Annotated in this window: 24 protein-coding genes and 1 tRNA gene; 9 read left to right on the top strand and 16 right to left on the bottom strand. The window is 44.2% G+C overall.

The window, feature by feature from the left end:
• Positions 1–31: 31 nt before the first annotated feature.
• From H0W44_02130 to H0W44_02195, 14 genes are all read right to left on the bottom strand, one after another.
• The gene (locus tag H0W44_02130; protein MBA3581231.1) at positions 32–505 is read right to left on the bottom strand and encodes a TerB family tellurite resistance protein; all 474 of its coding nucleotides are present in this window, start codon (positions 503–505) and stop codon (positions 32–34) included.
• Between the two features lie 52 nt (positions 506–557).
• Positions 558–905: a heat shock protein HspQ gene (gene hspQ, locus H0W44_02135; protein ID MBA3581232.1), complete on the bottom strand. Its 348-nt coding sequence runs from the start codon at positions 903–905 to the stop codon at positions 558–560.
• Positions 906–1,007: 102 nt separating this feature from the next.
• Complete coding sequence (locus tag H0W44_02140) at positions 1,008–1,553, bottom strand: response regulator (protein MBA3581233.1); 546 nt, start codon at positions 1,551–1,553, stop codon at positions 1,008–1,010.
• 170 nt (positions 1,554–1,723) lie between these two features.
• Positions 1,724–2,419 carry a response regulator transcription factor gene (locus H0W44_02145; GenBank protein MBA3581234.1) on the bottom strand — a complete coding sequence of 232 codons (696 nt, stop codon included), beginning with the start codon at positions 2,417–2,419 and terminating at the stop codon, positions 1,724–1,726.
• Between the two features lie 9 nt (positions 2,420–2,428).
• Positions 2,429–3,919 carry a DUF4118 domain-containing protein gene (locus tag H0W44_02150; protein ID MBA3581235.1) on the bottom strand — a complete coding sequence of 497 codons (1,491 nt, stop codon included), beginning with the start codon at positions 3,917–3,919 and terminating at the stop codon, positions 2,429–2,431.
• A gap of 132 nt (positions 3,920–4,051) precedes the next feature.
• Positions 4,052–4,492, bottom strand: a complete 441-nt coding sequence (locus H0W44_02155) for a biopolymer transporter ExbD (protein ID MBA3581236.1) — start codon at positions 4,490–4,492, stop codon at positions 4,052–4,054.
• Between the two features lie 12 nt (positions 4,493–4,504).
• Positions 4,505–5,287, bottom strand: coding sequence for a MotA/TolQ/ExbB proton channel family protein (locus H0W44_02160; GenBank protein MBA3581237.1), 783 nt, complete (start codon positions 5,285–5,287; stop codon positions 4,505–4,507).
• Positions 5,288–5,327: 40 nt separating this feature from the next.
• A complete protein-coding gene (locus H0W44_02165; protein ID MBA3581238.1) occupies positions 5,328–5,963 on the bottom strand; it encodes an energy transducer TonB in 636 nt (211 codons plus the stop codon).
• A 253-nt stretch (positions 5,964–6,216) separates the two neighbouring features.
• Positions 6,217–6,292, bottom strand: a tRNA-Phe gene (locus tag H0W44_02170).
• Between the two features lie 97 nt (positions 6,293–6,389).
• Positions 6,390–6,659: an oxidative damage protection protein gene (locus H0W44_02175; GenBank protein ID MBA3581239.1), complete on the bottom strand. Its 270-nt coding sequence runs from the start codon at positions 6,657–6,659 to the stop codon at positions 6,390–6,392.
• The gene (mutY, locus tag H0W44_02180; protein ID MBA3581240.1) at positions 6,656–7,714 is read right to left on the bottom strand and encodes an A/G-specific adenine glycosylase; all 1,059 of its coding nucleotides are present in this window, start codon (positions 7,712–7,714) and stop codon (positions 6,656–6,658) included. Before mutY ends, H0W44_02175 begins: the two co-directional genes overlap by 4 nt.
• A complete protein-coding gene (locus tag H0W44_02185; protein ID MBA3581241.1) occupies positions 7,715–9,859 on the bottom strand; it encodes an AsmA family protein in 2,145 nt (714 codons plus the stop codon).
• 164 nt (positions 9,860–10,023) lie between these two features.
• Positions 10,024–10,764, bottom strand: coding sequence for a sulfite exporter TauE/SafE family protein (locus H0W44_02190; protein ID MBA3581242.1), 741 nt, complete (start codon positions 10,762–10,764; stop codon positions 10,024–10,026).
• Between the two features lie 17 nt (positions 10,765–10,781).
• Positions 10,782–11,636, bottom strand: a complete 855-nt coding sequence (locus H0W44_02195) for a YicC family protein (protein MBA3581243.1) — start codon at positions 11,634–11,636, stop codon at positions 10,782–10,784.
• 129 nt (positions 11,637–11,765) lie between these two features.
• On the opposite strand from H0W44_02195, the gene rph reads away from it, so the two are divergent.
• The 4 genes from rph (at position 11,766) to H0W44_02215 (ending at position 14,631) form a co-directional block, all read left to right on the top strand.
• Positions 11,766–12,503, top strand: a complete 738-nt coding sequence (gene rph, locus H0W44_02200; protein ID MBA3581244.1) for a ribonuclease PH — start codon at positions 11,766–11,768, stop codon at positions 12,501–12,503.
• 9 nt (positions 12,504–12,512) lie between these two features.
• A complete protein-coding gene (gene rdgB / locus H0W44_02205; GenBank protein ID MBA3581245.1) occupies positions 12,513–13,118 on the top strand; it encodes an RdgB/HAM1 family non-canonical purine NTP pyrophosphatase in 606 nt (201 codons plus the stop codon).
• A 6-nt stretch (positions 13,119–13,124) separates the two neighbouring features.
• A complete protein-coding gene (gene hemW / locus H0W44_02210; GenBank protein MBA3581246.1) occupies positions 13,125–14,297 on the top strand; it encodes a radical SAM family heme chaperone HemW in 1,173 nt (390 codons plus the stop codon).
• A 91-nt stretch (positions 14,298–14,388) separates the two neighbouring features.
• On the top strand, positions 14,389–14,631 hold the full coding sequence (locus H0W44_02215; protein MBA3581247.1) for a transcriptional antiterminator, Rof: 243 nt from the start codon (positions 14,389–14,391) through the stop codon (positions 14,629–14,631).
• On the opposite strand, the gene H0W44_02220 is transcribed toward H0W44_02215, so the two are convergent.
• Positions 14,626–15,168, bottom strand: a complete 543-nt coding sequence (locus tag H0W44_02220; protein MBA3581248.1) for a DUF4124 domain-containing protein — start codon at positions 15,166–15,168, stop codon at positions 14,626–14,628. The two genes, H0W44_02215 and H0W44_02220, sit on opposite strands and share 6 nt — an antisense overlap.
• A gap of 337 nt (positions 15,169–15,505) precedes the next feature.
• Here H0W44_02220 and rpmE point away from each other — a divergent pair, with 337 nt between their 5' ends.
• The 5 genes from rpmE to H0W44_02245 all read left to right on the top strand — a co-directional run bounded on the left by rpmE (position 15,506) and on the right by H0W44_02245 (position 19,613).
• Complete coding sequence (rpmE, locus tag H0W44_02225; protein ID MBA3581249.1) at positions 15,506–15,715, top strand: 50S ribosomal protein L31; 210 nt, start codon at positions 15,506–15,508, stop codon at positions 15,713–15,715.
• Between the two features lie 239 nt (positions 15,716–15,954).
• Positions 15,955–16,629, top strand: coding sequence for a thermonuclease family protein (locus H0W44_02230; GenBank protein ID MBA3581250.1), 675 nt, complete (start codon positions 15,955–15,957; stop codon positions 16,627–16,629).
• A 75-nt stretch (positions 16,630–16,704) separates the two neighbouring features.
• A complete protein-coding gene (locus H0W44_02235; protein ID MBA3581251.1) occupies positions 16,705–18,168 on the top strand; it encodes a M48 family metalloprotease in 1,464 nt (487 codons plus the stop codon).
• Positions 18,169–18,215: 47 nt separating this feature from the next.
• On the top strand, positions 18,216–19,085 hold the full coding sequence (locus tag H0W44_02240; protein MBA3581252.1) for a flap endonuclease: 870 nt from the start codon (positions 18,216–18,218) through the stop codon (positions 19,083–19,085).
• Between the two features lie 3 nt (positions 19,086–19,088).
• A complete protein-coding gene (locus H0W44_02245; protein ID MBA3581253.1) occupies positions 19,089–19,613 on the top strand; it encodes a pseudouridine synthase in 525 nt (174 codons plus the stop codon).
• Positions 19,614–19,660: 47 nt separating this feature from the next.
• Here the strand turns inward: H0W44_02245 and H0W44_02250 are convergent, their stop codons facing one another.
• The gene (locus tag H0W44_02250; protein MBA3581254.1) at positions 19,661–21,679 is read right to left on the bottom strand and encodes a FecR domain-containing protein; all 2,019 of its coding nucleotides are present in this window, start codon (positions 21,677–21,679) and stop codon (positions 19,661–19,663) included.
• Positions 21,680–21,995 lie beyond the last annotated feature (316 nt).

A 21,995-nucleotide genomic window follows, 5' to 3' on the forward strand; every position in this document is an offset into this window, starting at 1 on the left:
TCTATTTTTTACCCAACTAGCGATACTAAAATTATTGCGCTGCTACTTCGCCATGTGCGCGGTGTTTCGCATGTTCAAAATCTTTGTAAGATAAATATAATTTATCGACTAATCGTTTAATCATTTTTTCTTCGTATTTATCTAAACGCCCATCCGCAAACGCGATTTGCCATAACATTTCCAATAAATCTAGTTTTTGAGCATGTGAATAACGATCATTTAATTCACTGACAAACGCATAACGTGAAGCCGCATCGCCCGCTATTTCTTTCGCGCGACCGACTAGACGAACTGCTTTGTCACGAGAAATACCAAACACGCGCACCATGCCATCGATGATTAAATCACGTTCGCCAATCTCGTATTCTAAATCCGCAGATGCAACCTCTGTCAGCAATACGGCAACCGCTAGGCGGCCATATGTTTGATCCATCGGCGTGGCCGGGCGCATACTAAGATGCGGTTTTATTTCTCGATGAAACCATTGGCGTAATTTAGCCCACATACATCTTTCCTATTCAAACAATAATAATTATTGAAACAGCATACCCTTGAAACTAATTCACGGTTTGCCGCGATACATAGTGACCATGATAGAACTCAGAAAAGAAAAAATCCACATGGGGATGCTCAACAGGCTCACCTAAATCATCGACTTCTAGGTTGTCTTCCACTACATACGTTTCCATATCGCTGCCATCAACTAATACGCGATACCAAGGATGATCTTTAGGAGCAGTCGCAAGTGCCGCGTCATCCAACCATTCTTCGCGGCCTTCAAACTCAGCGTCTACATCCACAACAACACCGCGATAGCCTTGTTTGCGGTGCATGATGACATCACCCAAACCAAATTTAGCGGCACGATTGTGTAAATTGATAATGGCAGGTGTCTTAGTTTTCATATTTTTCACCTTTAAATAATGCTCTATAAAGATATAGAGCGTAGCGAACAAAATACAAGGGCATTGATCACTAATGTTTGCCGTTCATGCTAAGTAAAACCTTCAATCTCCAGGCTTGCGCCATTCATCTGGCGCAGCGCGTAAACGCATTAATGCGTCAGGCGCTGCTTGCTCTAGAGCCCATTTGCAACTGAGCGCATGCGCTAATTGCATAACTTCAATACCATCAAATGGTTTTTTCAAAATTAACCATCGATCCGATACACCTAAGCGTTCCATTAAAACATGCCAAGGATGATCAGAATACGCCGTGCATATTACTACTTGTAATTCAGGATCTACTTGCCACAAACGCTCAACCGTTTCTAAACCATCCCAACCCGGCGGCATGCGCATATCAATAAATGCGAGAGCAAAAGAACGTTGTTCTTGCATCGCTTGTTGCACTGCTTGCAAAGCTTCTTCGCCTTGTTTAGCGACAACTAATTCAAAACGTTGTTGAGTAGATCGCCAATCAACAACAGTGTGACCAAATAATGCTGCTTCCATATCACCCAGCGCGGCGTAATCATGACGGGGCGTTAAAATTTTACGGTAGTCTTCGTGAATAGATGGATTATCATCCACGATTAAAATTCGACTCTGCATGCTATTTTCGCCTTTTTATATGCACTTCCAGATCAGTCGTCCCGAAGCATTATCGGTTCATTCCACATATACTTTCAGACAAATTTTAAATTTAATTTCCTCGTGAGCTTTACGCTTTTGTCTTATTACTACAGCAGCGAACTCAAATCATAAATTCGAAGTACATGCTATCAAGCATTATCAATCATACGATAACCTACACCTAATTCATTTGCGATGTAACGAGGTTGCGTAGGATCATCATTTAGTTTTGCGCGCAATTGGCCAATATAAACGCGCAGATATTGCACATCATCTTCATGCGTGGGGCCCCATATATTTTTTAATATATAACCATGGGTTAGAACGCGACCCGCGTGTGTCATTAACATTTGCAGCAAATCAAATTCTTTGCGCGATAACTTTAGAGGCACATGATTGAGTAATGCTTCGCGACGCGAAATATCTAAAGATAAATCACCACACGATAAAACCGGCTGCGCAGCGGGCAAGGTTGCATGGGTACGCATCAAAGCACGAATGCGCGCCGACACTTCTGCCACGCTAAATGGTTTAGTAACATAATCATTTGCGCCCGCGTCCAACGCTTGGATTTTCTCGGCATCAGATGAACGCACCGACAATACAATCACCGGCACCTGACTCCAAGAACGCAATTCTTTAATTACACTTTGGCCATCCATGTCCGGCAATCCTAAATCGAGCAAGACGAGATCCGGTGCTTCACTCGCGCACACGACCAAACCTTCGCGCCCAGTATCTGCCGTGACCACCGCATAGTTTTGCGCTTCTAATGCAATGCGTAAGAACCGTTGTATTTGAGGCTCGTCATCAATAATCAATATATTTAAGCGATTAGCCTTCATAAAGAAATATCATTCTCGTTCTATTGGTAGATGACAATACGTGATCGGCAAAACAATCTCAATGCAAGTACCGGCTTCATTTTGCGGCTTAACATAAATATCACCACCTAATGCGTCGAGCAATCCGCGACAAATAGAAAGCCCAAGACCGGTGCCCGCAGGTCCTGCATCTCTGCGATTAACGCGACTAAACATATCAAAAATTCGTTCGTGTTCGGTTAACGGAATGCCAAGGCCACGATCTTGCACATTGATCACAAAACGTTCTGCTTGGCGCGAAACAGACAAAATAATACTTTCATTCGGCGGTGAGTATTTACTCGCATTGTCCAACACATTAAATAAAATGCGTTCCATCAAAACGGCATCGACATATAAAAAGGGCGAATCGATGTCAATTTTAATTTGAATAATTTGTTTTGGATAAGTCCGCTGCAAGGCACTGACAGCGCTGCCGCATAATTCGCGCACATCAACCCAATTAAGATTAGGTCGCAATCCACCATAACCAATTTTTGTCATGTCCAAAAGATTTTCGACGAATCGATTGAGTCGATTTGCTTCTTGCAACACCGTATCCAATAATTCATCACGACGACTTGTATCCAATAAGGTATAAAAATCACGCAAGGTGGTAGCAGAACCAATAACACTGGCCAACGGCGTGCGTAAATCATGCGACACAGACGACAACAAAGCAGAACGCAATTTTTCTGTTTCCGCGGCTAATTGAGTTTTTTCCATTTTACGCGCTAACTCAATTCGATCTAAGGCTACGTTAGTTTGATCACGCATCGCTATTAAACGTCGCTGACTTTCATTGCTCCAAAGTTCAGTGTGACTCGCTTGCGCATTCACGCCCAACACTGCCAAGACACGTTCCGCCCCAGCCAAGGGTAAAAATAACCATTCACATTCTTTAAAAAAACGTGTGCCATGTCCCACGACGTTTTGTGTTTTCGCGCAGTGCTCAGCCGCTTCCAGTTCTGTCGAACTTAATGTTTGCCAAGCAGGCACTCCACTAGAAAGATGTAATTTCTGATTGTCTCCCGCCTGTAGAAAAACGGTGCGGCAAGCAAATGTTTCGCTGACATACTGACATGCCGCCCACGCAAGATCTTCTTGGGTGATTAAACTGCTAATGTAACGACTGAAATCATATAAGCGCGCATTGCGTTCAGCCATAAGACGATTAATTTCAAATTGCGCGCGGGCTTTATGCGATTGAAACGCGGCTACAAAACTCGCCAGCATAAATACACATACGGCGAGAAAATCTTCCTTGTCATGAACTAAAAAAGAATCCGTAGAGTCAGCAACAATATGCGATAAAGCGATAAAACTTAAAATGCTACAAAACAATACCGAAGCTATTCCGCCGCGTATTGCGAGTAACAAAATGGCCGTCATATAGAACAATATGAGGCTTGCAAACGGCAGCCATTGAGCAGCAAGTAGAGCGATGAGAGTAGTAATGGTTACCACTATTGCGGCAAGCAAAAAAGCTTTGCGCCAATGGTGTAATGACCGAAGGTTAAACCCTGTTTGAAAATACTGCATGAGGTGCAGCATAACAAAAAGACCGACCTACAAAAATCTTAAAGCCTTGTAGGTGGTCTTTTTGAGAATTATTTATTGTGCAGTAGTGGCGTCAGGATCTGCATCTGGGCCGGTAATAAATCCTAATTTAACAATGCCGGCATTTTGTGCGTCAGCCATTACCTGCGCCAACTTTTCGTAGCGCGTGTTCTTGTCGGCGCGTAATTGTAATTCTGGTTGAGGCACTTCTAATGCGGCATTAGCGATACGCGCTTCCCATTCTTCTTGGGTTACCGCATTATCATCCCAATACATTACGCCATCAAAAGTAATAGCCAAGGTAACGATCTTAGGTTTTGCTTCTTCTTTAACGGTTGATGCTTGTGGCAAATCAATGGGTATCTTGTGCGTAATTAAAGGCGCTGTAATCATAAAGATAATCAGCAACACCAACATCACGTCGACCAAGGGTGTGGTATTAATTTCGGACATAGGCGCGCTATTGGGCGCACCACCATTTCCACCTACGCTCATACCCATGACTAATTACTCCTTAGGAGCAGGTGGTTTAACAGCTGCCACTGGATTTGCTTGTGGTCTAGCAGCGGGAGCGGCTGGATTAGCTTGCGACTTACTTAGTGCACCGACTATGTTGATATTGGCATCGCTAGTGAAATAAGAGTGTAAGTCATTAGCAAAGGCATCAAACACCGCAATAATTTTACGATTAGAACGAATAATAAAGTTGTATCCCAATACCGCAGGTACCGCCACCGCAAGACCAATCGCGGTCATGATCAACGCTTCACCTACTGGGCCGGCGACTACGTCTAAAGATGCTTCGCCGCTAGCGCCGATTTTTACTAAGGCGTGATAAATGCCCCATACCGTACCGAAGAGACCTACGAAAGGAGAAATACTACCCACTGTAGCCAACAAGGTCAGACCATTTTCCAATCTCGCCGTTTCGCGTGCAACGGCATAACGTAAAGCACGTTCCACAAAATCAGCGCGGCTCATGCTATCGCCTAAACGACCTGATTTATTTTGTGCATGTTGTAATGCTGCATTGGCGCAATCTAAAGCAATTTTTGAACAGGCTTCTGAAGCGGGTTGTTTTTCCATAACGGTAATCGCATCACGCAAATTAGGCGTGTTCCAAAACTCATCAATGGCACGATAAGCATATTTGGTTGCGGTACGAATTCGAATAGATTTCGCAGCAATGTAATACCAGCTCGATGCGGACATGATAAACAAAATAGCTAATACAACTAATGCAACCGCATCAGCTTGCGCGATTAAATTCGCTAAGCCCATTTCACTCATTCCAGATGTTGTTTCCATATTAAATCACCTTGATATCTAATTAAGTTTTAAGTTTAAAAGTAATCTTTAACGTACCGACGCTTGGAACCGCAACCCCATTTTCTATCTGCGGTGCAAATATCCATTTCTTAACTGCTCGACGTGCCGCATTATCCATATCGTAACGACCACTTGATTTGGAAATTTCAATAATTCCGGGAATTCCTAACTCATTCACATGAATGAGCAACTCTACCACTCCTTCAATACCCCGATCGAGCGCAGCTTCTGGATAGGCTGGCTCTACCTTTCTAATTACACCTAATTCTTTTACGCCACCTGACGGTGCGGCAACGGCAACAGGCGCCGGCGGTGGTGGTTCTGGAATAGGTTCAGCTACCGGTGTTTTCGTTACAATCGGCGGTGCTGGCTTAGGCGGTGGATCTTTTGGTTTTGGTGGCTCAGGTTTTTCAGGCTCCGGCGGTTTTTCTTCCGGCGGTAACTGAATCATGCTGACTTGCAACACATTCATCTTAACGGGTGGTATAGGCTCAGGTTCCTGCATTAACCACAACAAAGATCCAATGTGTAATGCAAACACCCCGACGAGTACCGCAAAATCGCGCGGATTAAACGCGGGTTCAGCGTATAAGCTACTGACAGACATGTTATGTGTGGTAACAACCATATTTTTCATGCAGCCATCGTAAAGGCAGACAGCATAAAGAATCTATTCTTGTTCATATCCGTACTTATAAAAATCGCATAAAAAAATTAATGGCAAAATAAGCAGAGCTCGCATTTTTATGCGGAAGAGATTTGCAGAAATCACGGTATAAAAAATTTATATTTGATGCGCTCCCAAAATACCGCGTCACAAATATCACAGTAGCTAGCATCTTAAAGCGCCCTAAAGCATTCCAGATACTTATATATACAAACCAGGAAAATGGTGCCCGGGGGCGGAATCGAACCACCGACACGAGGATTTTCAATCCTCTGCTCTACCGACTGAGCTACCCGGGCGGGGGGAGGCGTATTAAACCGACCGAACCGCCATGAGTCAAGGCGCCAACGAGATTATTTCGACATAGATTATTCTGGCGCCATGAGCACAAGAAGATTATTTCAGCGGCGTAAATTCTTGAGGTACTGCTGAACCTTCACCAAACAGAAACTTTTCCATTTCTTCTTCTAAAAATTTCCGCGCTTTAGGATCCACCGGCATTAATCGATATTCATTAATCAACATGGTTTGATGCTTAACCCACTGTTGCCACGCTTCTTTGGACACGCCTTCAAAAATGCGTTTACCTAAAGCGCCGGGATAAGGAGGGCGTTCTAAAGCCTCGGCTTCAAAACCTAATTTTGCGCATTGCACCAAACGAGTCACGAGAGTGTCCTTTCCGTTTTTAAACGATTAATTAATTGCATTACCGGTGCTGCGAGACCCACCGGTGCAGAATCAGCGTTATACCAAAGCCAACGATCCGGCTCCAGCACGACATCGAGCGAGCGCCGCAAAATAGCACGGATCGGCATGATGTCGAGATGAAAATGACTGAATGTGTGCCGCAAACTCGGATAATGTTCGGTGATTTCAATATCACCCCAAATAAATTCCGCCCATTCAACAGCAGAAATCTCCGGCGGAATTTCCGGCAAACTTAATAAACCGCCCCAAATACCTATCGGTGGACGACGCTCTAATAACAAATCACCGTCTGCATTTTGCAACAGCAACATGCGTGTTTGCCGCACGGGAATACTGCGTTTAGGTTTCGCATGCGGAAACGCCATCACATTATTTTGCGCGTACGCTAAACAATCTTGCTGCAAGGGACACATGGCACACGCAGGTTTAGTACGCGTACAAATCATCGCGCCTAAATCCATCATGGCTTGGGTATACGCTTGATTATTCTCTGTCGGTATTAATTGTTCCGCATACGACCACAACTGAGTCGCCACACTCACTTGCCCGGGCCAACCGGGTACTGCGTAGTAACGCGCCAATACGCGTTTTACATTGCCATCTAAAATAGCGTGTGGTTGATGTAATGCTAACGCCAAGATTGCACCGGCAGTAGAACGCCCAATGCCAGGCAATGCTTGTACACTTTCAATCGTCGCTGGGAATTGTCCTTGATGCTGATCTCGAATCTGTTGCGCGGCTTTGTGTAAATTACGCGCACGTGCGTAATAACCCAAACCCGACCAATGCGCTAACACATTATCTAAAGGGGCATTGGCTAAGGTTATAACATCCGGAAATTCACTCATGAAGCGTTGGTAATAAGGTATCACCGTTGCTACTTGCGTTTGTTGTAACATGATCTCAGATATCCACACGCGATACGACGTGGGGTTTTGTTGCCAAGGCAATGTTTTACGACCGTGGTGCGCGTACCATTGCAGTACGCGCTCCGCAAAATTATTTATTGCCACTTATAAATATTTCTTTAGCTTATCTTTTAATTTATCTTTGGCTTCTTTTTCCGCTTTATCTTTTTCTTGTTGGATACGCTGATCCGCTTCTTGTTTTAATTTAGTTTTTTCAGCTTCATATTGCGCTTTTAATTTAGTTCTTTCTTGATCAATTAAAGTTTTTACCGATGATGTATCTAAACCATAAGACGGTGCGGCAAAACTACCTTTAACATAAAAAGGAATGGCGTTCTTCATGCCAACTTGGGTTTTAGATTCTCGATAGTCAGCACGCGCTTTAATATTTAGTGTTTCATTCGCGATATCAATATTGCCTTGTGCATCTGCCAATAAATGATCACTGTCTAATTTCATTGTCTGCATCATCACACCATTTTTAATCGGCCCACCGCCACTGAAATTACCAAACGGGGTTTCTTTCGGCCCACTATCTTTAGCGGGCAACTGGCCTTTCAGCAAACCTTTCGCTTGCTTAATTAAACTGGTGACATTCATGCCTTTTATGACGCCATTTCGAAAACTATATTGCACCTCACCCGTCATGCTACGTTTTAACGCATTAACAGATTCACCGGACATGCGCGCATCCAAATTCATATCTAACAAACCACGCACAAAATCCATTTCCATAAAGTCTTTCATTAAAGGCTCAGCTTGCACATTTTTCATCGCTATATTCACGGTGTACTGCGTTACCGCTTGCTGAATATCAATGCGGGTTTTGCCTTGAATACGTCCATCGTACATATCAAATTTAAAAGGATCTAAATCAATCACGCTGTCTTTAATGCGCAAACCTAAATCATAATTATGCGTGCTCATCTTCATAAACTGCACGTGCTGCAATTTAATGGCTAACAAAACATCCAAAGTCCGCAATAAATCTTTGGGTAAATCAATCGGCGTATCGGCAACTGGTACAGGCGCAACCGACTTCTTGTTTGATGCGGCGCTTCCTTCAGTAGATGCAACGGGATCTGCTGCAAGATAGCGATCTGCATTAATGTTATCCCACTGCAATTCACCGCGTATGGTCAGCGGTTCAAATTTTGGTAACTCAATATGGCCCGTCACTTGTGTATCATCAAATTTTAAACGCAGCGCTTTTAAACTCATCGCGTCTGCATGGCCCTGCAACTTCGCATCCAAACTAAGCGCGCCCAAGGTTTTAGGATCGCTGGTTTCAGGAATTTCCATCGCCAATGCGGTCATCATCTGACGAATAGATGACGTCGCTAAACGTAAATCCATATCAACGGTCGGTTGCTCGCTCATCAAACCATTAATAGCGCCTTGAAAATTCATATCCATATTCGCGGCTTGTAAAGTTCCTTTTTCAATCGTCATTTGATCCGCATCTAAAGTAACAACTGCAACCAACATTAATTGCAAATGCTGTTCTTGATTAGGAATGCCTTCGCCACTGACTGTTAATTGCATATTCAATGGCATAAACCGATATTCAGCTTTAACTAAATCCCAGTGTAATTGACCATCTACTTGCAAACCCGCGATCACTTTAGGCTGACTCTGACGAATGCTAAGCTGCGTTTCAAAATCTAACGGTTTACCCGTTTCAATAACATCAGTACTCACATTCCAATGTTCAATTTGCGTACGCACGCCGGTAACTTTGTCGTCATAAACTAAACCTGCGTCTTCAATTTCTAAACCACCAATATAAATCGGTGGTAATTGTTGTCTTTCAGCTAACTTCTCTTCATCGGTAACAGCACTATCATCGCTACTCCAACTAGCCCAGTTCACTCGCGCATCTGCTGCTTTTTCTAAATTCACTTGCAAGCCATGCAAACGCACCGTACCTACGCGTGTTTCTAAACGAAACAATGGCAATACGGCCACTTTAATATCCGCGCTTTGAATACGCGCAAACACAGGTTCAGTAAAACCTTTAGGATTACCAATCGTCGCTTCCCCTATTTCCAAACCCAACCAAGGAAAAAATGCTAACGATAAGTCACCTTTGATTTCTAACTGCCGCCCCGTGGTGTGTGCAAACCACTGCTGAATCTCCGGCTTATAATCATTGGGATCAACAAAAACTAAAATGCCGACCACAGTCAGCACCAATGCCAACCCTAGAGCCGACAATGCCCACAACCCGCGTTTGACCCACATATTCATAACATTCCTTTAAGCAGTAAACTATTTCACAGTAAACGTCTACGCTAACAGAATCACGCGATCGTTTTAAGTTCATTTCGATTATTGAGACATAAAGAATTTAAACAGAATAAACGTGATATAGAAATCTTTACACGAACCAGCACAACGAGCTTAAACGCGCACTAAACATCCCATAACAATTTCACGATAAACACAGCGCTGACTATATATAAGGTAAGACGCACTAACCGCTCACCCGAACGAATCATCACATGCGTGGCCGACCACGCACCCACCGCATTGCCTACCGCAAGCACCGCACCCGCCAACCAAACAATCTCGCTTTGCCAAGCAAAAATAACTAACGCCACCATGTTAATCGGCAATACAACAAATACTTTATGCATATTGGTGCGGATTAAATCCAAACCCGCCACACGATTTAAAATAAGCATTAATAAAAATCCGATACCGATTTGAATAAGCCCCCCATAGAAACCTACCAACGGCATTAAACAATACGCCCACATCCATGAACCGGGGTTTTCACTTTTACGACTAAAGCGTTGTTCTAAAACACTGGCAACTAGTACCAACACCATAATGACACTTAAAAAATGTCGAAACGATTCACCATCAAAATGCGCGCCCCACCATGCACCTACTACAACACCGGGTAACGCTAACGCACTTAATATCAAACTGCGGCGCCATTCCGCCATGCCTTTTTTATGAAACACCCACATCGACGCAAGCGATTGCGCAATCACCGCCACGCGATTCGTGCCATTCGCAACCGGCCCTGACATGCCCATAAAAATCATTAAAGGCACGGTTAAAATCGAACCACCGCCTGCGAGCACATTGATATAACCCGATGCGACACCGGCTAATAACAATAAAATAATATGGGAAACTTCCACCGATACGACTCTAAGCGTTACTCAATGTTTTGTACTTGCTCACGCATTTGTTCGATCATGACTTTTAAATCAACCGCCGCACGCGTGGTTTCTGCATCTGCTGATTTTGAACCCAAGGTGTTTGCTTCACGATTTAATTCTTGCATTAAAAAATCGAGTCGGCGACCCACCGGTTCATCGCGTTTTAGAACATCGCGCACTTCTTTAATGTGCGACTCCAAACGATCCAATTCTTCTGATACATCCATGCGTTGCGCAATGATGACTAATTCTTGTTCTAAGCGGCCAGGATCTGCGTTAACGCCTAAATCCGCAATGCGGGTTTGTAATTTTTCACGAATCGCTTGCATAACATCGCTTCTGCGCGCTTGCACATTTTTTACGATCTCAGCAATTAACGCGCAGCGTTGCAATAACATGTCGGCAATACGTCCGCCTTCACGTTCGCGTGTAGCAATTAATTCTTCTAACGCTAATTTCAAACTATTTAAGGCGGCTTGTTCTAGTACGGAATTGTCACGCTCTAGTTCTTTGAGTACGCCGGGCATGCGCAATAATTCCAACGGACTCACGGCCGCAGGATTTTCTAATTGTGCGCTTAACTGTCGACAAACTGTGGTCAGTTTCTGCACGTATTCATTATTAATATATAAATCGTTCACCACTTGCGCGTTGGCTTTAAAACGCAAATTACAATCAATTTTGCCGCGGCCTAATGTAGCCGCTAAATTCTCGCGAACGGTTTGCTCAATGCTGCGCAAATCATCCGCCAAACGCAAACTGACATCTAAATAACGATGGTTCACCGAGCGTAATTCCCATACCAAACTGCCGTGCTCGTTATTTGATTCAATGCGTGCAAACGCTGTCATGCTTTTCATTAATGAAACTCCTAAAAACCGGTGGCGCACTTTAACAGAAAGTGTTTATTGCGCCCAATGCCGCCCGTTGATTAAGCAGGCTTGGTATACTAGCGCCTCTTTTTATTTTCCAGGATTATCATGAGCAACACAGCTGCATCTTCTATTCGCCCTAGCGGCCGCGCCGCCGATGAAAAACGTGTTACCCGTTTTACACGTCATTACACCAAACACGCCGAAGGTTCTGTTTTAGTCGAATGCGGTGACACTAAAGTTATTTGCACCGCGAGCATTGAAGATAAAGCGCCGCCATTTTTAAAAGGTACAGGCTCTGGGTGGGTAACCGCAGAATATGGCATGTTGCCACGCGCAACCAATACTCGAAATGCACGCGAAGCCGCGCGCGGCAAACAAGCCGGACGCACGCAAGAAATTCAACGTTTAATTGGTCGTGCGTTACGCGCCGCGGTAGATTTACACGCGCTCGGCGATCGCACTATCACCATTGATTGCGATGTACTGCAGGCCGATGGCGGTACACGCACGGCTGCTATTACGGGTAGCTTTGTTGCGCTGGCCGATGCTATTAATTATTTATTAAGCAAAAAACTCATCAAGAAAAATCCTTTACATGGATCCGTCGCCGCTGTTTCTGTCGGAATTTATAAAGGCATTCCGGTTTTAGATTTAGATTACAAAGAAGATTCTGACGCTGAAACCGATATGAATGTAGTGATGAATGAAGCCGGTGGTTTTATTGAAATTCAAGGCACGGCGGAAGGTCATGCGTTTCGTGCAGAAGAATTAGAAATCATGCTGGCGTTAGCACGCAAAGGTATTAATGAACTCATCGACGCACAACGCGCTGCATTGGCGTAAACCATCTGCATGTTAACGCTGCCAACAAAAATCGTCTTAGCGTCTAACAATGCAGGGAAACTGCGCGAGTTTCAGTATTTGTTTAACGATTGGCAATGCGAAGTAATTCCGCAAAAGCATTTTGCTATTGCCGATGCGGAAGAAACCGGTTTAAGTTTTATTGAAAACGCTTTAATAAAAGCGCGCCATGCTGCACAGCTCAGCGGTTTGCCCGCATTAGCGGATGATTCCGGAATTGCGGTAGATGTTTTGAATGGCGCGCCTGGCATTTATTCAGCACGTTACGCAGGGATAAATGCGAACGATCAATTAAATAATGAAAAATTATTAGTGGCGTTACGTGATGTTGCTCCCACACAACGCAGCGCGCGTTATTTATGTGCGATTGCATTCGTAGAACATGCGACTGATCCAACACCTATTATTACTGAAGGCCGCTGGGAAGGTCGTATTCTTAACGCGCCACAAGGCCACGGTGGGTTTGGTTACGATCCTTTGTTTTGGTTAGAAGAACATCAACAAAGCGCGGCGGAATTAAGCAGCGAAATAAAAAATAAAATCAGTCATCGTGCGCAAGCTCTGCAATTGTTGCGTCAACGTCTGGGTCGCGTGTAGCGTTCTATGTTTAATTTTACGGTTGCACCACCGCTGTCTTTATACATTCATATTCCGTGGTGCGAAAAAAAATGTCCTTATTGCGATTTTAATTCGCATGTTGAAATTAATGGCTTGCCTGAGATTCAATATATCGACGCGCTCTTAGCGGACTTAGATTTTGAATTGCAAGATCTTGCGGCTCATCCCGCATTTTCTCAGCGGCCTCTCATCAGTATTTTTATCGGCGGCGGCACACCCAGTTTATTTTCAGCAGCCGCTATTGCACGTTTATTAGACGGCGTAAAAAAACGCATGATTTGGGCTGATGATATTGAAATTACTTTAGAAGCGAATCCCAATTCATCCGAAGCGATTAAATTTAGCGAGTTCCGCGCCGCCGGGGTTAATCGTTTGTCCATTGGCGTACAAAGCTTTCAAGAAGATTTATTGCCCCGCATTGGCCGCTTACACGATAAACAACAAGCAGTCCGCGCCGCTGAAGCCGCGCATCATGTAGGTTTTGCTAATTTTAATTTAGATTTGATGTTTGGTTTACCGCAACAAACATTAGCGCAAGCGCTTAACGATATTGATACTGCGGTGGCGTTATCACCCACGCATATTTCACATTATCAATTAACGCTTGAAGCCAACACGGCGTTTGCTGCGCGGCCGCCGCGTTTACCGCATGATGATCTTATCTGGGAAATGCAGCATGCCTGTCAGCAACAACTCGCGCAGGCAGACTATCAGCACTACGAAGTGTCGGCTTATGCGCGGACGCATAAACAAAGTCGGCATAATTTAAATTATTGGTTGTTTGGTGATTACTTAGGCATCGGCGCAGGCGCGCATCAAAAACTGACCAATTTGGGCACTCACAGCATCACCCGGCGCTGGAAACAACGTTTACCGCAACAGTATTTGTCAGGTATCAATACACAACAACACGTCGAAGGCACCCAAATCATTAGTGAAAAAGCGGTTGGATTTGAATTTATGTTGAATGCGCTACGGCTAATTGATGGATTTCCAACGAGACTGTTCGATGAACGCTGCGGTTTGCCCTTATCAACGGTTAATCACGTGATCGAAACCGCTATCCACGATGGTTTGCTGCAACAACATTCATCGCATCTGCGCACTACGCCTCACGGCATGAACTACCTCAATGATTTGTTGGAACGTTTCTTGTAAGTACTTCATATAAGCCAGTAATCCACTGCCCATAAAACGATGGCTGGGATTTTCCGGGGATTTTTTCGAGTACTTCTAGGAGCTGTTTATGATGTCCGTGCCTGCTTACACACCCGTGGACTGCACAACTTATGCGTTGTTCGAACTCGCCATTCTTAAAGGTGAAGGCTTACGGATGCGCTGGCGCTCACGTTTGCAGCAAGCGCATGTGGCAACATTATTTCCAGAAAATTTACGCACCCGCTGGCACAGCGAATTTTTGATCGCGCGGGATTACCAAGGTAAGCGTTATGTATTGCGCTTAGATCGAATCCAACGCATTCAAGAGCTATAGCTCTTCGGGTACGGGCTGGCGAGATTCAACGCCCGCTTTAAAACCCTTCGCGCTTTCTAATAATTTCTTAATTCCATCGGGCGTATAGGCATTGCCCTCTAATTGCGGGATTTCACTGCCTTGTGCTGCTGTCGCTGATTCTTCAGATGCTACGGAGCCTGCAGCAGCAGTTGTATGTTCAGCCAGCGGATCAGCAGGCTGATCACTCGATGAGGCTGAGGCCGCAGCCGTTTTTTGTACTTTAATTTGCACCACTTCATAATTCATCGTATCCATCGGCGGGGTATCACTAAATTGCCAGCTGCCGTCTGCGTCCTGCCATTTATAAGTAGTGCGCGTAGCAGAGGCAGGCGTGCCGCCAGTAACATTACTCACCACACCTTTAATGCTAGCAGGCGCATTTTTCACGGCTTCTAACGCCTTATCAGCACTCACCGGCACGATGAATTTGCCAGTACGTAAGTAGGTCGCATAACTGGCAATGCCAAAACCAATAAACAATACGATAAGTACCTTAAAAAATGCTTTTTTGAACATGTTTTGCATCCCGCTCATTGTTATTTGGCGCGCATTTTGGCTTAAAAACAAAGGCTTATACACAATCCAACTGAAAAATAGTGTAAAAAATATGTGAGTTCAAATTTAAACCCGGCAGCAAAAATGACTTAAGCCATTGAAACAAAAGATTATTTGTTGAAAAGCCGTGATTTAAATAGGCCTGCGAACGCATTTCCAACACAATTCAACAAACCCACCCTTTTTACCCACATAATTATCCACAGCCTGCCAACAAACCGTATTCGTGCTTGCGGCGGCGCCAAGGAATCAAGTATGATGCCCCCCCTTTTACGACCACTGCACAGGTAATACGTCGATGCAAACAGACATTCATCCCGCATACACCGCGATTAAAGTAACGTGCAGCTGCGGCAATATTTTTGAAACACGTTCCACCAATAAAGAAGCCTTGCACATCGAAGTTTGCTCGGCTTGCCACCCGTTTTTTACCGGTCAGCAAAAAATTGTAGATACCGCCGGCCAGGTCGACAAATTCCGTCGTCGCTTTGGCAAACCCAGCGCGTAACGTGCGCTTGTCATGCCACACATAAAAAAGATGCCTTGCGCATCTTTTTTTATGCGCGCTGCAAACCCTAACAAAATCCAGCCCTAACAAAATCCAGCCTTAACAAAATATTGATGCGTTCATTCTGCCAACCTGCTTATTCCTGCTTATTGAGTCTATTGCTCGTACTGTTGAGCCCGTTTACAGCGGCCAATAATCTCTGCAAATCAAACAGTAACGAACCTCAAGAAAGCGCTACCGTGCAATATGTGTACGACGGCGACACGCTCATCTTAAAAGACGGCCGCAAACTACGTTTAATAGGTATCGACGCGCCGGAAATGGCGCATGAATCTAATCCAGCCGAACCTTTAGCAACCGCAGCACGCGATTTTGTGCGTCAACAATTGCGGTCTAATTCTAAAATTCAATTGCAATACGATAACAATCAACAAGATCAATACGGCCGTACTTTAGCGCATGTGTTTTTAGCTAATGGTGAAAATCTGAACGCACAATTATTAAAAAAAGGTTTAGCCGCACTTTATATTTGGCCACCTAATACCACCTACGCCCACTGTTATGAACAAGCACAACGCGACGCCATTCAACGCCAGCAAGGCTTGTGGCAATTGCCAGCGTATGCCGCGCAACCTTTAAGCCAACCCGCTGCGCAACAAAAATTACCGCGCCGATATCGCGGCACACTCAAAAACGTGCAGCGCACACGCCAAGGTTTAGATTTATTATTGATAGACGGACAAGATTCATTAAAACTTTATATTCCACAGTCAGCATTGGTTTATTTTGATCTGTCATCACTCGATGCTATGCGCGACAAAGCGCTGATAGTGCAAGGTATCACACACTGCAAACCCCAAAAAACGCAATGTTCATTACGCTTATCACATCCTAGCCAAATACAATTTGATTAAGTTATACAACATACAGTAATTCCGACGCTTTCATTTACAATAAATGCTTGCCCACTTTTGAATAGGAAACTAATCATGCGCACATTCTCTAACATTCTTTATGTAGCCTGCGGATTAAGCATCACGCTTTTGATCGGCAGTTGTTCGGTGAATCCGGTTACCGGCAAAAATGATTTGGTGCTAATGAGTGAATCGCAAGAAATTCAAAGCGGTCAGCAATATCATCAACAAATTATTAATCAATACGGCATTTACAATAATCCCGTCTTGCAAAGATATGTCAATCGAGTGGGCCAAGAACTCGCTGCGCAAAGTCATCGTGCCACGCTCGCTTTTCATTTCACGGTATTAGATAGTCCGGAAATTAATGCTTTTGCTTTGCCCGGTGGTTATGTCTATATCACACGCGGCATCATGGCTTATCTTAATTCAGAAGCAGAACTCGCCGGCGTATTAGGCCATGAAATCGGTCACGTCACTGCGCGTCATGGCGTACGTCAACAAACAACCAATGCTGCAACCAGTGTGTTCGCACAAATAGTCAGCGCAAAAACTAATGCGGCTTGGGCGAGTGATGTAACACAATTATTAGGTGGCGCATTAGTCAGTGGTTATGGTCGTGAACATGAACTTGAAGCTGATCGTTTAGGCGCGGAATATATTGCGCGCACCGGTTACGATCCGCAAAACATGTTGAACGTTATTAGCTTATTAAAAAACCAAGAAACGTATCAGCAACAACGTGCGCGTGCAGAGGGAAAACCCGCACAAAGTTATCATGGTTTGTTTTCCACGCATCCGGCGAATGATCAACGTTTACAAACGGTTATCGCAGCGGCGAAACAATTTCAGAAACCAGGCCAAAATCGGGACATTAATCGCGATGCTTATTTAAAAGCTATTGATGGCTTAAACTTTGGCGACGATGCCGCCAGCGGTGCCGTGCGGAATAATATTTTTTATCACACCGGATTAAATATTGGCTTCAAATTACCCGCGCAATGGCCTTATCAAAATACCGCAGAATATTTTATTGTCGCCGCGCCTGATAAAAAAGCCATCTTGCAATTGAGCGTCAGTACCAGCAGCCAAACACCCGAGCAATTTTTACGCGCGCAAATTAAAGACGCGCCTATTATCGCGCAGCGCAGCTTATCCATTAATAATTTAAGCGCGCATGAAATTCGTACTCAGTCAGCAACCGAGCAAGGCGTGCGCCCGATCCACTTAACGGTCATTCGTAAAAATCAGCAACTGTTCTTGTTTGCCATTAGCGCAGCGAACGATGCGGCGCTACAAACATATCAAGCTCAACTCAAAAATACAGTTGCCGATTTTCATACATTAAATGACGCAGAACGCAAAAGTGCACAAAGTTACAAAGTCGTGCTGGAAAAAGCTAATGCCAACACATCCTATGCTGCACTCGCCAAGAAATCTTTATTAAAAGAAGATGCGGTAACGCAATTACGCTTAATCAATGGCGACTACCCCAATGGTGAAATCACCACAGCGCGCTTTATTAAACTGATAAAATAACCCTTTCTTCACATAGCGATTTTTTTGTGCCTAAACGTGCTTTTCTAATTGATTCTAGTATTTATGTATTTCGCGCATGGTTTACGATGCCTGACCATCTCACTAATCTTGATGGCCATGCCGTCAACGCGTTTTATGGTTTTTCAGATTTTCTTGCCGGTTTATTACATCATGAAAAACCAGTCTACATCGCCTGCGCCTTTGATGAAAGCCTGGCGCTGTCTTATCGCAATGAAATTTATCCCGCTTATAAAGCGAATCGTGAACCCGCACCTGCAGATTTAAAACGACAATTTCAATTTTGCCGTGAATTAGTAGAACTTGCCGGCATTGCGAATTTTGGTAGCCCGCGTTTCGAAGCAGACGATATTATCGGCACGCTTTCTTATCATATGCGCGCTGAAGGCTTAACGAATATTATTATCACCGCTGATAAAGACTTGACTCAATTACTGCAACATCAAGATCTGTGGTGGGAATACACCAAAGACCAACAACTCACCATCGCCGATGTTCACAAAAAATTTGGCGTACATCCGCATCAAATCGCTGACTTATTAGCATTAGCAGGCGATGCGGTAGATAACATTCCTGGCATTCCTGGCATCGGCCAAAAAACCGCTGCGAATTTATTAACGCGTTTTGAATCCGTTGAAAATCTTTTAAACAATATCGACAAAATTGGCGCAATGAAATTTCGTGGCGCAGAACGTGTGCAGCAATTAGTACAAGAGCATCAAGATTTAGCGCGCCTGTCAAAAAAGTTAACCTTGATTGCGATGGATGACTCGTTACCAAAAGAAAAACAGGCTTTAGCGCGCAAACCTTATCAAGCCGATGCTTTAGAAGCATTTTTCGAACGCATGAATTTTGGTCCACATCGTCGCCAACGCTGGCACAAATTACTCAGCCAATAAAACATGTTAGTACTATTCAACAAACCCTTTGGCGTGTTATGCCAATTCAGTGGCGATGAAGCGCCTACATTGGCAAACTACATTAACATTCCGAATGTATATCCTGCGGGTCGTCTCGATAAAGACAGTGAAGGTTTGTTGTTATTAACCGATGATGGCGCTTTGCAACAACGCATTACGCATCCCAAAAATAAATTACCAAAAACCTACTGGGCGCAAATAGAAGGCGTGGCCAGTGACGAGGCTTTAGCTCAATTAAGAAAAGGTCTCATGCTAAATGACGGCATGACATTACCCGCAAAAATAGAACGCTTAACAGCACCGGCCGTGTGGCCACGCGATCCGCCGATTCGTTATCGAAAAAATATTGCGGATAGTTGGTTAAGCATTACGTTAGTGGAAGGACGTAATCGACAAGTGCGGCGTATGACAGCAGCGATCGGTCATCCCACATTACGTTTGATTCGTTATTCAATTGGTGAGTGGACAATTGATCAATTACAACCCGGCGAATATCAGCAACTGTAAAAACAAAAACCCCCGCAGTGCGGGGGCAGAGTATTTGACCTGTCTTCTCAATTACAAGCTGAATTAACACAACTAGCTTCCATAATAACCGCACCTTGAGCTGTAATATTAGGATTCGTTGAACCTTCAACTGCGGCTAAACTAAAAGTACTGGCTGCTCCTGAAATCGGTCCATTCGGTACCACGCTATTACTGCCGGGTAGAAAAACAACAGAGGCTTTGCCTGCTAGATAAGTAGTAACGCTAGTATCAGAAACATTACCTTGTAATTGTATGTTTTGACTACCGTTTATAACGCTTAATAAAGAAGTATTTGATTGAGCGCTGGCATTATAACTTGCACTACCAATATTGAAGCTGAGAACGTATTCGGTGATTTTTTGTGACGAGAAATTAACCATCATACTCGCACTACTCATTGTACCGACTCGACCGAGGTGATCCGTTGGGTTAGTGCCTTGCCCATTATAGGTAAAGCCTACGTTACTATATAGTGTACCCATCTTATTTATATCATCGACACTGGCCACTCTTTCGGTATACATCCAATGTAAATTTGGACCTTGTGCAATTGCCAAACCATTGGCAGTAAGACTGTAACCACCCGTCCAACGTCCCCAGGTAATGCCGTAGTTTTTATTCCTATCTAAATCATTCAACTGAGCAGTACCGGCAAAAAAACGATGATCAACCACACTACCATCATTATTTTTACCGACTTCACGTGCAGCAATAGGGACGATCAGTTCTGTTACGCCATCACTAGCAACAAAACGTGCGACGCGTATAAAGCGGCGTTCATCGCCAGATTCTAATACACCGGTCGTAGGATGCGGTTCTACTAATGCGCCGTTTACTACTGTAGTTGCCGCATTATTTAGCGTACTACCTAAAGGCAATAAGTCGATCAAACTGATTAACATACGCGCAGTCGGCGGCGCTCTTTCTCCTAACTCTATATTTGAACCTGCATTACCGGTTTCTTCGCCTTGCTCTGGACGTGGCGCGAAACCCGGACGTTGCATTTGTTGCTCTCTATTTAATTCTTGCGCCGCATTGCCACCTTCATCGGCGAATTGTCGTCTGTCTACTTTAGATCCGTCTTCTTTATTATCTTCTTGAACAATAGGATCTTGTTTCTCGTCTTTTTGTTTATCGTCAGGACGTTTTACATCGGGTTGTAATTCATTGCCATCGAATACCACAGGTGGCGGTACTAATAAACTTTCGGGACGTTTATCTAAACCTGCGACATTAAAATATTCATCGTTACCAAAAGTATGCTCACCGGTTTGATTGTTAACAATGATTTCCCCGTCAACGACGCCGCCGTATAAACCATCTTTTAAACCGCCGTCTTTTTTACAATTGTTGTCTTGGCATAAAGAGACACCGTAATGCGTTCCACGAATACCAATCGTGGCGACGGGTGTGGTTACGCGATAATTGTTTTTATTCGTATGGCCAATTGCGCCCGTGATAGTACGAAAACCGCCTTTCGCTAATTCAAAAAAACTACTTTCAGAACCGTCTTCACGACCCGCGTAATTGTATTGTTTAATACGAAATTCAGTATTAGGCCGCAGTGCAATTAATGCACCGTCAACAAAACGAATTTGAGTATGGGTTGAAGCTGATGTTGCAATGGTGTCGCCTTCATAAATCATGGTATTACGTTGTAAAACACGACGACCATTCGTAGTGCCATTAGCAGTAGCCATGCCTGCGCTCACCACAACATGCGCAATAGGTTGAGAGTTCGTTGTCTTTGGTGCTGCTTTTGCGATAGTGGCAGTCGCGGCATTATTAGCGGCTGCACCAAAATTTAACGTTGCGCCGATTATTAATTTAGCGGCATTACCGTTTTCAAAAGCTTGAGGATTTTGCTGCACCACTTGGCGAATTTTATCTTGCGTAATCGTCTGTCCCGGCATGGCTTGTTTCATGATGACGTATAAAGTATCGCCACTTTTAATCGTCCAGCTATCCATTGCTAAGGCATTACCGCCTACCAACAACGTTAATAGAATAACCGGCAGTATCATACTGTTACGCAAAACCTTCATGATCTTCTCCTTGCCACGGTAATCATTAAAAGACATACATTCGACCAAACAAGCCGTCGTAAAATTATAGGCGTCTCCGCCACCAGCGCTTACTCAAATTATCAAAAGCCCGCTAGTAGGCAGTAAAAAGACGAGTAACTGCGCGCGTGGACTTAATCTACTTTTTTATAAGCTGGTAGTAGTACAGTACAAATAAGGCGAGAAATCTGCGAAGCCCTCAGCAAAATGTCACATTGGCTGCAACTCATTTGCACACTTTAGAGCAATATGCAGTGACTTAGCGGCCAACTAAGGTTTTTCATGAAAATGCGATTAA

This window comes from Gammaproteobacteria bacterium (assembly GCA_013817245.1).
Classification (GTDB): domain Bacteria; phylum Pseudomonadota; class Gammaproteobacteria; order HTCC5015; family HTCC5015; genus JACDDA01.

Bases quoted from the DNA above. Each gene is read 5' to 3' on its own strand.
- H0W44_02130 (MBA3581231.1), bottom strand. From the start codon at position 505: ATGTGGGCTAAATTACGCCAATGGTTTCATCGAGAAATAAAACCGCAT.
- hspQ (MBA3581232.1), bottom strand. From the start codon at position 905: ATGAAAACTAAGACACCTGCCATTATCAATTTACACAATCGTGCCGCT.
- H0W44_02140 (MBA3581233.1), bottom strand. From the start codon at position 1,553: ATGCAGAGTCGAATTTTAATCGTGGATGATAATCCATCTATTCACGAA.
- H0W44_02145 (MBA3581234.1), bottom strand. From the start codon at position 2,419: ATGAAGGCTAATCGCTTAAATATATTGATTATTGATGACGAGCCTCAA.
- H0W44_02155 (MBA3581236.1), bottom strand. From the start codon at position 4,492: ATGAGCGTAGGTGGAAATGGTGGTGCGCCCAATAGCGCGCCTATGTCC.
- H0W44_02160 (MBA3581237.1), bottom strand. From the start codon at position 5,287: ATGAGTGAAATGGGCTTAGCGAATTTAATCGCGCAAGCTGATGCGGTT.
- H0W44_02165 (MBA3581238.1), bottom strand. From the start codon at position 5,963: ATGAAAAATATGGTTGTTACCACACATAACATGTCTGTCAGTAGCTTA.
- H0W44_02185 (MBA3581241.1), bottom strand. From the start codon at position 9,859: ATGAATATGTGGGTCAAACGCGGGTTGTGGGCATTGTCGGCTCTAGGG.
- H0W44_02195 (MBA3581243.1), bottom strand. From the start codon at position 11,636: ATGACAGCGTTTGCACGCATTGAATCAAATAACGAGCACGGCAGTTTG.
- rph (MBA3581244.1), top strand. From the start codon at position 11,766: ATGAGCAACACAGCTGCATCTTCTATTCGCCCTAGCGGCCGCGCCGCC.
- rdgB (MBA3581245.1), top strand. From the start codon at position 12,513: ATGTTAACGCTGCCAACAAAAATCGTCTTAGCGTCTAACAATGCAGGG.
- hemW (MBA3581246.1), top strand. From the start codon at position 13,125: ATGTTTAATTTTACGGTTGCACCACCGCTGTCTTTATACATTCATATT.
- H0W44_02215 (MBA3581247.1), top strand. From the start codon at position 14,389: ATGTCCGTGCCTGCTTACACACCCGTGGACTGCACAACTTATGCGTTG.
- H0W44_02220 (MBA3581248.1), bottom strand. From the start codon at position 15,168: ATGTTCAAAAAAGCATTTTTTAAGGTACTTATCGTATTGTTTATTGGT.
- rpmE (MBA3581249.1), top strand. From the start codon at position 15,506: ATGCAAACAGACATTCATCCCGCATACACCGCGATTAAAGTAACGTGC.
- H0W44_02235 (MBA3581251.1), top strand. From the start codon at position 16,705: ATGCGCACATTCTCTAACATTCTTTATGTAGCCTGCGGATTAAGCATC.
- H0W44_02245 (MBA3581253.1), top strand. From the start codon at position 19,089: ATGTTAGTACTATTCAACAAACCCTTTGGCGTGTTATGCCAATTCAGT.
- H0W44_02250 (MBA3581254.1), bottom strand. From the start codon at position 21,679: ATGAAGGTTTTGCGTAACAGTATGATACTGCCGGTTATTCTATTAACG.